Source organism: Virgibacillus salexigens (assembly GCF_014905415.1).
GTDB classification, from domain to species: Bacteria; Bacillota; Bacilli; order Bacillales; family Amphibacillaceae; genus Virgibacillus; species Virgibacillus salexigens.
This window is the reverse complement of record NZ_BNEO01000113.1, coordinates 1-312: the sequence shown is the minus strand read 5'-3', so window position 1 is coordinate 312 and position 312 is coordinate 1. Positions and strand designations below refer to the sequence as shown.

Annotated in this window: 1 protein-coding gene; it reads left to right on the top strand. The window is 42.0% G+C overall.

The annotated features are described in order from the left end of the window. A partial coding sequence (locus tag JKP73_RS22465) for an amidohydrolase family protein (RefSeq protein ID WP_200412015.1) occupies positions 1 to 312 on the top strand: 312 nt, incomplete at both ends.

Below are 312 nucleotides of genomic sequence, written 5' to 3'. Positions count from 1 at the left end.
AATATGGCCGATGGAAACACAGTTTACGACAGAAATTGCTTCTGTTAGTGCTAAGCTAGGTATTTTGGAGATGTTTAAATCAGGGACTACGACGTTCTCTGATATGTTCAATCCAAATGGCATAGATTCAGGTGATGTTATACATGCAGTTGGAGAACCCGGGTTTCGTGGTCCTTTTTCGTATACAATATTTAGCTTTGGTACCGAGGAAGAGCAGAAAATGAACCTGAGGGAAGCAGAGCAATTTTCTAGAAACTATAAAACGTTTGCTGATGGACGTCTGACCACCATGGTAGCCCCTCATAGTGCGTA